Source organism: Xanthobacter autotrophicus (assembly GCF_030015065.1).
Lineage (GTDB): Bacteria > Pseudomonadota > Alphaproteobacteria > Rhizobiales > Xanthobacteraceae > Xanthobacter > Xanthobacter autotrophicus_D.
Genome location: NZ_JAIVFN010000144.1, coordinates 1 through 9,373, shown reverse-complemented (window position 1 = coordinate 9,373; position 9,373 = coordinate 1). Strand labels below are relative to the sequence as shown.

Genomic DNA, 9,373 nt, shown 5'->3' with positions numbered 1-9,373 from the left:
ACGCTGGACCGCTGGTTCGCCGAGACCTTCCTCGGCGCCGGGCGGCGGTGAGCGGGCGGGCGGCTTGCGGCGGGGGACGGCCCGTGGCCCGTTCCATCCCCGCCCGTTTCATCCGGCGCGAACGCGCGGGTTCCGCCTCAGGCCCGCCTTGCGCCCTTGCTCCGCCTCAACCATAAGGCCCTATGACCGACACCGTTCCCGCGCCCGCCGACGCGCCCGATCCCTTCCTTGAACCCGGCCGCCTGCTGTTCGCCGGGGAGTGGAACTTCATCTGCGCCGCCCCCACCATCGAGACCCTGCCGCCCATGCAGGGGATGGAGATCGCGCTCGCGGGCCGCTCCAACGTGGGCAAGTCCTCCCTCGTCAACGCCTTGACGGGGCGCAAGGCGCTGGCGCGTACCTCGGTGACGCCGGGGCGGACGCAGGAGCTGATCTTCTTCCGGGTGGGGCCCGAGCTCAGCCTCGTGGACATGCCCGGCTACGGCTTCGCCAAGGCGCCGAAGGAGAAGGTGGACGCCTGGACCCGCACCATCAAGGCGTATCTGCGCGGCCGGGTGAACCTCGCCCGGGTCTTCGTGCTCATCGACAGCCGCCACGGCATCAAGCCGGTGGACGAGGAGATCCTGGACCTGCTCGACAAGGCGGCGGTGTCCTACGCCATCATCCTCACCAAGACCGACCAGGTGAAGCCCTCCGCCTTGCCCGGGGTGATCGCGGGCGTGCAGGAGAAGATCCGGCGGCGGCCGGCGGCCTATCCGCAGGTCTTCCCCACCTCCAGCGAGACCGGCGCCGGCTTCCCCGAGCTGCGCGCGGCGGTGGCCCGTCTCCTCGACGAGCAGGGGTGAGGGCTGCAAGGCGGCGCGGGATGAACGCGCCTCGTGCCCCGGCCGACCGCTGCCGCGCCAAGCGGCGCGGAAGGGGAGCCGGAGCCCGGCGCGAGAGGCCGCCGCAGGCGGCTTTTTCCGCCCCGCGCTGAAATGACCGCCTGCGTCGCGGCATTTTCCCTCCCGTCCCGGATCGGCGCTCAGGATCGGCGCCCAGGATCGGCGCCCAGGCTTCGCCTTCGCGTGTCCGGGGCGTGAAGGGGGCTGTCGTCAGGTCTCGTCGCGGGTGCGGATCCACTCCACGATGCCGGAGAAATCCTTGCCCTCGTTCCCCTCGGCGGCGAACGCGGTGTAGAGGGCGGTGGCCGCCGCGCCCAGCGCCGTGGCCGCGCCCGCGGTCTCGGCCGCATCCTGCGAGAGCTTCAGGTCCTTCAGCATGAGTGCCGCGGCGAAGCCCGGCACATAGTCGCGGTTGGCGGGGCTGGTGGGCACCGGGCCGGGCACCGGGCAATAGGTGGTCAGCGACCAGCACTGGCCGGACGAGGTGGAGGCCACGTCATAGAGCGCCTGGTGGGAGAGGCCCAGCTTCTCGCCCAGCACGAAGGCCTCCGACACCGCGATCATGGAGATGCCGAGGATCATGTTGTTGCAGATCTTCGCCGCCTGGCCGGCGCCGGCGCCGCCGCAATGCACGATCTTCTTGCCCATCAGCTCCAGCAGGGGCCTGGCCGCGCCGAAGGCCTCGTCGGTGCCGCCCACCATGAAGGTGAGTGTGGCCGCTTCCGCCCCGCCCACGCCGCCGGAGACGGGGGCATCCACGCTGGCATGACCTGCCGCCTTGGCCGCCTCGTGGAAGGCGCGGGCGGAGGCGACATCAATGGTGGAGCTGTCGATGAACAGGGTGCCGGGCCGCGCCGCCGCGAACAGGCCGTCGGCGCCGGTGGTGGCGCCGATGACGTGCTTGCCCGAGGGCAGCATGGTGACCACCACATCCGCCGCCGCCACCGCCGCCTTCGCGCTGTCGGCGATGGCGACGCCGCGCGCCTTGGCGCCCTCGATGACGGCCGGGGCGAGGTCGAAGCCGAGCACGCTGTGGCCGGCCTTCACCAGGTTGCCGGCCATGGGCCCGCCCATGTTGCCGAGGCCGATGAATGCGATGGTGGTCATGTGGTTCCTCCCCGATGCGACAGGGGGCCTGCCCCCTCCCCGACCCTCCCCCGCAAACGGGAGAGGGAGCTAGCCGGTTCTTCCGGCCTCAATCTCTGCGCCCCAGCCTTACGGCCGGTCGCGGTGCGAACCCTCTCCCGCGTGCGGGGGAGGTCAGGGTGGGGGCTGGTGCCTCTCCCCCGGCAATGATGTTTGCGGAAAGGGACTGCCCCCTCCCCAGCCCTCCCCCGCACGCGGGAGAGGGAACGGGCCGGTTCCTCCCGCCTGCTCAGTTCCCCTGCGCGATCAGCGCGCGGGAGATGATGAGCCGCATGATCTCGTTGGTGCCTTCCAGGATCTGGTGGACCCGAAGGTCGCGCACGATCTTCTCCACCCCGTAGTCGGCGAGGTAGCCGTAGCCGCCGTGGAGCTGTAGCGCCTCGTTGGCGACATCGAAGCCGGCGTCGGTGGCGAAGCGCTTGGCCATGGCGCAGAGCCTGGTGGCGTCCGGCGTCTTGGCATCCAGCGCCGCCGCCGCGCGCCACAGGAAGGTGCGCGCCACCTCCAGCTCGGTGGCCATGTCGGCGAGGCGGAATTGCAGCGCCTGGAAGGCGTCGAGCCGTTGCCCGAACGCCTTGCGCTCGCGCATGTAGGCGAGGGTCTTGTCGAGGGCCGCCTGCGCGCCGCCGAGCGAGCAGGCGCCGATGTTCAGCCGCCCGCCGTCAAGCCCGGCCATGGCGATCCTGAAGCCGTCGCCCTCCGCGCCGAGGCGGTTTTGCACCGGCACGCGCACGCCCTCGAAGATGACGGCGCGGGTGGGCTGCACGTTCCAGCCCATCTTCTTCTCGTTGGCGCCGAAGGAGAGGCCGGGGGTGCCCGCCTCGATCACCAGGGTGGAGATGCCCTTGGGGCCGTCCCCGCCGGTGCGCACCATCACCACATAGATGTCCGAGGCCCCCGCCCCCGAGATGAACTGCTTCTGGCCGTCCACGATGTAATGATCGCCGTCGCGCACCGCCTTCGTCTTGAGCGCCGCCGCGTCCGATCCCGCGCCCGGCTCGGTGAGGCAGTAGGAGGCGATGTGCTCCATGCTCGTGAGGCGGGGCACCCACGCATTGCGCTGGTGGTCGTCGCCGAAGCGGTCGATCATCCAGGTGGCCATGTTGTGGATGGAGAGGAAAGCCGCCGTGCCGGGGCAGCCGGTGGCCAGCGCCTCGAAGATCAGCGCCGCATCGAGGCGCGAGAGGCCGGAGCCGCCTACGTCCTCCTTCACATAGATGCCGCCCATGCCGAGCGCCGCTGCGGCGCGCAGGGTCTCGACGGGGAAATGCTTCTTCTCGTCCCACTCCACGGCGTAGGGGGCGATCTCGGCGTTCGCGAAATCCCGCGCCATGTCGCGGATGGCGATCTGGTCCTCGGTGAGCGTGAACATGTCAGGGGCGCCAGTGATCGAGGGGGATGAGGTTCGGCAGGCCGGCTTCGCCCCTGGTCTTCTGGACCAGTCGGCGATCGGCGGTCACGAGCGGGCAATCGGCATCGCGGGCAAGGCTGAGATAGATGCAGTCGTAGATGGGGTGATCCAGCCGGAACGACAGCGCAATGGCTTCGGGAAGCAGCGGCTCTACTGGAACGAGCCGCTCGAAGAATGCAGGCAGCTGGGCGCAGATGTCGATCGCCTCGGTCACCGTCACCGCTCCCGTCCGGCCCTTCTTCCACAGGGCGTTCGCGACTTCCGTCTGGATCAGAACCGGCGCCAGAAGGGTGGCGCCGGAGGCGGCAAGGGCTTCGGCCTGTGCTTCGTCGCCCTCGTCGAAGAACCATTTCAGCGCGATGGAGGCATCTACGATGAAACGGCTCACTTGCTGCCCTCGCGGATCTCATCGAGGGTCAAGGGGGGAGAGGGCTTGGTGCGTGAGCGGAAATACCGCGACACCGCCACCCGCTCCTCCGGCGTATAGGGCCGGTTCCGCTCCAGCAGGTTGCGGATCTCCTGCTCCAGCGAGATCCCGTTCCGCTTGGCCCGCTCCCGGTAGACGTTGAGGGTCTCGTCGGGAATGTTGCGGATCAGCACCTGGGCCATGGCCTCCCCCTGCGTTCATCTCGTGCTATCAAAAATGATAGCACGAGATGTCGCGCGCAAGGACGGGTCCTCACCCCATGGTGGGGATGACGAAGTCCGCGCCGTCCTTGATGCCCGAGGGCCAGCGGGAGGTGACGGTCTTGGTCTTGGTGTAGAAGCGCACGCCGTCCGGCCCGTGCTGGTTGAGGTCGCCGAAGCCCGAGCGCTTCCAGCCGCCGAAGGTGTGGTAGGCTAGCGGCACCGGGATCGGCACGTTGATGCCCACCATGCCCACGTTCACCTTGGAGGCGAAGTCGCGCGCCGCGTCGCCGTCGCGGGTGTAGATGGCGACGCCGTTGCCGTATTCGTGCTCGGTGGGAAGCCGCAGGGCCTCGTGATAGTCGGGGGCGCGCACCACGGAGAGGACGGGTCCGAAGATCTCCTCCTTGTAGATGCGCATGTCGGCGGTGACATGGTCGAACAGGCAGCCGCCCATGTAGAAGCCGTTCTCATAGCCCTGCATCTTGAAGCCGCGGCCGTCCACCAGCAGCTTGGCGCCTTCCTTTATGCCGAGGTCCACATAGCCCTTCACGCGCTCCACCGCCTCGCGGGTGACGAGGGGGCCGAAGTCCGCCGATCCGTCGGTGGAGGGGCCGATCTTGAGGCTCTCGACGCGGGGCACCAGCTTTTCCAGCAGCCGCTCGGCGGCGTCCTCGCCCACCGGCACCGCCACCGAGATGGCCATGCAGCGCTCGCCGGCGGAGCCGTAGCCGGCGCCGATGAGAGCGTCCACGGCCTGGTCCATGTCGGCGTCGGGCATGATGATCATGTGGTTCTTGGCGCCGCCGAAGCCCTGCACCCGCTTCCCGTTGGCCGCGCCACGGGCATAGATGTACTGGGCGATGGCGGTGGAGCCCACGAAGCCGATGGCCTGGATGTCCGGATGGTCGAGGATGCCGTCCACCGATTCCTTGTCGCCGTTCACCACGTTGAGGATGCCGGGCGGCAGGCCGGCTTCCAGCATCAGCTCGGCCAGCAGCATGGGCACGCCGGGATCGCGCTCGGACGGCTTCAGGATGAAGGCGTTGCCGCAGGCGATGGCGGGGCCGAACTTCCACATGGGGATCATGGCCGGGAAGTTGAACGGGGTGATGCCCGCCACCACGCCCAGCGCCTGGCGCATGGAATAAATGTCGATGCCGGGGCCGGCGCCGTCGGAATAATCGCCCTTCATGAGGTGGGGGATGCCCACCGCGAACTCCACCACTTCCAGCCCGCGCTGGATGTCGCCGCGGGCGTCCGGCACGGTCTTGCCGTGCTCGCGGGCGAGGAGGTCGGCGAGCTTGTCGTAGTCGCGCTGCACCAGCTCCAGGAACTTCATCAGCACGCGGGCGCGGCGCTGGGGATTGGTGGCGGCCCACGCCGGTTGCGCCGCCTTGGCGTTGGCCACGGCGGCGTTCAGTTCGTCGGTGGAGGCGAGGGCCACATGGGCGATCACCTCGCCGGTCATGGGCTGGTAGACGTCGGCATAGCGGCCCGACGTGCCGGGCACGTGCTTGCCGCCGATGAAATGGCCGATCTCGCGCATGATGGGTGTTCCCTCGTGGTGCGTTTCCAATGCGTCCGGCGCCGCGGGGGCGCCGTTTGATTGGCCGGCACATTGCCCTATCTTTTTGTGCACAGCTACGGCAATCTCCGCACCATTGATGTGCGCCAATTCACATCAACCGCCCCGGTCTTCGACCGGTGGAGCAAGCGTGTCGCTCCGCAGCCCGGCTATTCCCGCGTTGCGGATCTTGAGACCGGTTCCGGCCAAGGCCGGAGCCGGGCGCCGCGCGGGCTTGTCATGGCGGCCGATGGGGCCATCGGCCGCCGGAATCACATGAGGGAGAGCCGTGCGCGCGGGCGATTTCGAGTGGTCGGACCTGATCTTCTTCCTCGCGGTGGCGCGGGCGGGGCGGCTCACGGTGGCGGCGGCGCGGCTGAAGGTGGAACATTCCACGGTGAGCCGGCGCATCGGCGCGCTGGAAGCGGCGCTGGGGGCGAAGCTGTTCGACCGCCGGCCCCACGGCTACGGCCTCACCGCCGCCGGCGAGCGCCTGATGGCCGCCGCCGAGGGCATGGAGACCCTGGCGCTGGCGGCGCAGGGGGAGATCGGCGGCGCGGACCTCGGCGTCGCCGGCACCGTGCGCATCGGCGCGCCGGACGGGTTCGGCACCTTCTTCCTCGCCCCGCGCATCTCGGCGCTGGCCGACCTGCACCCGGAGCTGGACATCCAGCTCCTCGCCATGCCGCGCCTGTTCTCCCTGTCGAAGCGCGAGGCGGACATTGCCATCTCCCTGTCGCGGCCGAAGGAGGGACGGCTGCACGCCCGCAAGCTCACCGACTACCGGCTGGGGCTCTATGCGGCGCGGGCCTATCTGGAGCGGCACGGGCCCATCGAGAGCCGTGCCGGCCTCCAGCGCCACCCCTTCATCGGCTATGTGGACGACCTGATCTACGCGCCGGAGCTGGATTACGTGCCCCTGGTGGCCAAGGACATCCGCGTTCGGCTGAAGAGTTCGAGCCTCGTTGCCCAACTCACCGCGACGCAGGCGGGGGCGGGGGTGTGCGTGTTGCCCTGCTTCATGGCGGACCTGTTCGCGGGGGAGCGGCCGGACGCGCTGGTGCCCATCCTGCCCGGCGAGGTGGGGCTGACGCGCACCTTCTGGCTGCTCACCCACACCGACACCCGCGACCTCGCCCGCATCCGCGTGGCGGCGGATTTCATCGCCGGCGTGGTACAGAAGGGCAGGGGCGTGCTGCTGCCGGGGTGATCCGGGCGGCGGGGGAAGCGCCGCCGCGTCCTCTCATACCTTGACGCAGCAGCGCTCTGCCCCTATACGAGCCGCTTCCCGATAGAGCGGGTGAGTGCGGCAGGGTCGTCTGGCCCAGCTTCGCGTTCCCTGCTGAAGACCAGATAAGAAGGACTTCTGCCATGTCCCGGCGGTGTGATCTGACCGGCAAGGGGGTTCTGAGCGGCCACACGGTGAGCCACTCGAACCACAAGACCAAGCGCCGGTTCCTCCCGAACCTGTGCAACGTCACCCTTGAGAGCGAGACGCTGAAGCGCACCATCCGCCTGCGGGTGAGCGCCAACGCGCTCAAGAGCGTGGATCATCGCGGCGGCCTCGACGCCTTCCTCAAGAAGGCCCGCGACGAGGAGCTGTCCCCGCGCGCGCTCGAGTTCAAGCGCCTGATCGCCAAGGCTGCGGCCGCCGAGGCGGAACCCGCCGCGGCCTGAGGCTGTGCCCGGGGCTCCGGGCGCTGTTTTCGACGAATCGACCCGCGGGTGGCCATGCCTCCGCGGGTTTTTGTCGTTTCCGGCCGGGCGTCCCGTTGCCGTGGGTCCGGGGCTGGCTCTCACGCCAGCTGCGCCACCGCGTCGGTCAGGCGCTCCAGGTCTTCCGGGCGCGAGAGGCGGTGGTCGCCGTCCTTGACGAGGGAGAACACCACGTCGTCCTCGGCGAGGCAGCTCACGAGGCGCATGGCGTGGTCCCACGGCACGTCCTCGTCCCGCGCCCCCTGCAGGATGCGCACCGGGCAGCCCACCGCGAACGGGGCCCCGAGCAGCAGATGGCGGCGCCCGTCCTCGATGAGGGCGCGGGTGATCACATAGGGCGAATCGGAATAGGCCGAGGGCTTCTCGAACCGCCCGCTTGTCTCGATGACGGCGCGCACATCCGGTGGGAAGCGCGCCCACATGAGGTCCTCGGTGAAGTCCGGAGCCGGGGCCACCAGCACCAGCCCCCTGAGGCGCGTCTCGCCCCGCTTCGCCAGCAGGCGCGCCAGCAGAAGCGCGATCCAGCCGCCCATGGACGAGCCGATCACCACCTGCTCGCCGTGCGTCTTGGCGTCGAAGACCGCCGCCGCCTCCTCCAGCCAGCGCGAGATGGTGCCGTCCTCGAAGGCGCCGCCGGACGTGCCGTGGCCGGAATAGTCGAAGCGCACGTTGGCGCGGCCGTGGTCGGCGGCCCATTGGGCGAGATGCTCGGCCTTGGTGCCGGTCATGTCGGACTTGAAGCCGCCCAGCCAGAACAGGCCCGGCGCGGCCCCGGCCACCGCGCGCACGGCAATGTCGCGATCGCCCACGTCGAGGCGGGAGAAGGTCTCGTTCAGGGGCATGGGTCCGGTCCGGTTCAGGCGAACGTCGCGAAATAGCGCGCGATGATGCGGCCGTAGATGGCGGTGAGGGCGTGGACATCCGCCACCGGCGTCGCCTCGTCCACCTTGTGCATGGTGCGGCCGACGAGGCCGAATTCCACCACCGGGCAGAGATCCTTGATGAAGCGCGCGTCGGACGTGCCCCCCGAGGTGGAGGGCTCGGGCCGGCGCCCCGTCACCGCCTCCACCGCGTCGGCGACAAGGTCGGTGAACGGGCCGGGGGCGGTGAGGAAGCTCTGGCTCGCCCCCGGCTGGAAGTCGAGGGCATAGGCCGCGCCGGCCGTATCGAGGCGGCGGACGATCTCGCCCTTCAGGCTCTCCAGCGAGAACCGGTCGTTGAAGCGCACGTTGAAGCGCGCGGTGGCCTGCGCCGGGATGAGGTTGAAGACGGGATTGCCCACGTCCACCGAAACCACTTCCAGGTTGGAGGGCGGGAAGAAGTCCGAGCCTTCGTCCAGCGGCGCGGCGGTGAGCGCGGCCACCAGCTTCACGAGGCGGGGAACGGGATTGTCGGCAAGGTGCGGATAGGCCACGTGGCCCTGCACCCCCTTCACCGTGATGATGCCCGAGAGGCTGCCGCGCCGGCCCACCTTGAAGGCGTCGCCCAGCGCGTCGGGGTTGGTGGGCTCGCCCAGCACGCAATGGTCGATGGTCTCGCCTTTGGCCTTCAGCCATTCCACCACCTGCACCGTGCCGTCCAGCGCCGGGCCCTCCTCGTCGCCGGTGATGAGGAAGGAGAGGCTTCCCCTCGCCGGCTTGCCGTGCGCCAGCGCGGCGGCGAGGAAGGCGGCCACCGCCCCCTTCATGTCCACCGCCCCGCGCCCGTAGAGCACGCCGTCCTGCACCGTGCCGGCAAAGGGGCCGTGGGCCCATTGGGCGGTATCGCCTTCCGGCACCACGTCCACATGGCCGGCGAAGCACAGGTTCGGGCTGTCCGTGCCGATGCGGGCATACAGGTTGGGGATGGGGATGCCCCCGGTCTCGAAGGTCAGCCGCTCCACCCGGTATCCGGCGGCCTCCAGCCTCCCGGCCACCAGCTCCAGCGCGCCGGCGGAGCGCGGCGTCACCGAGGGCGCGCGGATCAGCTCGGCCGCCAGCGCCACCGGATCGGCTGCGGTGGCCGAGGGGGTGGCCAAGGGGG

General features: G+C 70.0%; 10 protein-coding genes. 3 read left to right on the top strand and 7 right to left on the bottom strand.

Annotation, left to right across the window (positions count from 1 at the left end):
- The first annotated feature begins 182 nt into the window (after positions 1–182).
- Positions 183–845: a ribosome biogenesis GTP-binding protein YihA/YsxC gene (gene yihA / locus K9U40_RS20340; protein WP_282891940.1), complete on the top strand. Its 663-nt coding sequence runs from the start codon at positions 183–185 to the stop codon at positions 843–845.
- A 249-nt stretch (positions 846–1,094) separates the two neighbouring features.
- Here the strand turns inward: yihA and mmsB are convergent, their stop codons facing one another.
- From mmsB to K9U40_RS20315, 5 genes are all read right to left on the bottom strand, one after another.
- Positions 1,095–1,991: a 3-hydroxyisobutyrate dehydrogenase gene (gene mmsB, locus K9U40_RS20335; RefSeq protein WP_282891939.1), complete on the bottom strand. Its 897-nt coding sequence runs from the start codon at positions 1,989–1,991 to the stop codon at positions 1,095–1,097.
- A gap of 268 nt (positions 1,992–2,259) precedes the next feature.
- Positions 2,260–3,402, bottom strand: coding sequence for an isobutyryl-CoA dehydrogenase (locus tag K9U40_RS20330; RefSeq protein WP_282891938.1), 1,143 nt, complete (start codon positions 3,400–3,402; stop codon positions 2,260–2,262).
- Between the two features lies 1 nt (position 3,403).
- On the bottom strand, positions 3,404–3,829 hold the full coding sequence (locus K9U40_RS20325) for a type II toxin-antitoxin system VapC family toxin (protein WP_282891937.1): 426 nt from the start codon (positions 3,827–3,829) through the stop codon (positions 3,404–3,406).
- The gene (locus tag K9U40_RS20320) at positions 3,826–4,050 is read right to left on the bottom strand and encodes a FitA-like ribbon-helix-helix domain-containing protein (RefSeq protein ID WP_282891936.1); all 225 of its coding nucleotides are present in this window, start codon (positions 4,048–4,050) and stop codon (positions 3,826–3,828) included. Before K9U40_RS20320 ends, K9U40_RS20325 begins: the two co-directional genes overlap by 4 nt.
- Positions 4,051–4,120: 70 nt before the next feature.
- Positions 4,121–5,617, bottom strand: a complete 1,497-nt coding sequence (locus K9U40_RS20315; protein WP_282891935.1) for a CoA-acylating methylmalonate-semialdehyde dehydrogenase — start codon at positions 5,615–5,617, stop codon at positions 4,121–4,123.
- A 307-nt stretch (positions 5,618–5,924) separates the two neighbouring features.
- Here K9U40_RS20315 and K9U40_RS20310 point away from each other — a divergent pair, with 307 nt between their 5' ends.
- Positions 5,925–6,845: a LysR family transcriptional regulator gene (locus K9U40_RS20310; RefSeq protein ID WP_282891934.1), complete on the top strand. Its 921-nt coding sequence runs from the start codon at positions 5,925–5,927 to the stop codon at positions 6,843–6,845.
- A 161-nt stretch (positions 6,846–7,006) separates the two neighbouring features.
- Positions 7,007–7,312 carry a 50S ribosomal protein L28 gene (gene rpmB, locus K9U40_RS20305; protein WP_282891933.1) on the top strand — a complete coding sequence of 102 codons (306 nt, stop codon included), beginning with the start codon at positions 7,007–7,009 and terminating at the stop codon, positions 7,310–7,312.
- A 119-nt stretch (positions 7,313–7,431) separates the two neighbouring features.
- On the opposite strand, the gene K9U40_RS20300 is transcribed toward rpmB, so the two are convergent.
- Positions 7,432–8,193, bottom strand: coding sequence for an alpha/beta hydrolase (locus tag K9U40_RS20300; protein WP_282891932.1), 762 nt, complete (start codon positions 8,191–8,193; stop codon positions 7,432–7,434).
- 14 nt (positions 8,194–8,207) lie between these two features.
- On the bottom strand, positions 8,208–9,368 hold the full coding sequence (gene dapE / locus K9U40_RS20295) for a succinyl-diaminopimelate desuccinylase (protein ID WP_282891941.1): 1,161 nt from the start codon (positions 9,366–9,368) through the stop codon (positions 8,208–8,210).
- Positions 9,369–9,373 lie beyond the last annotated feature (5 nt).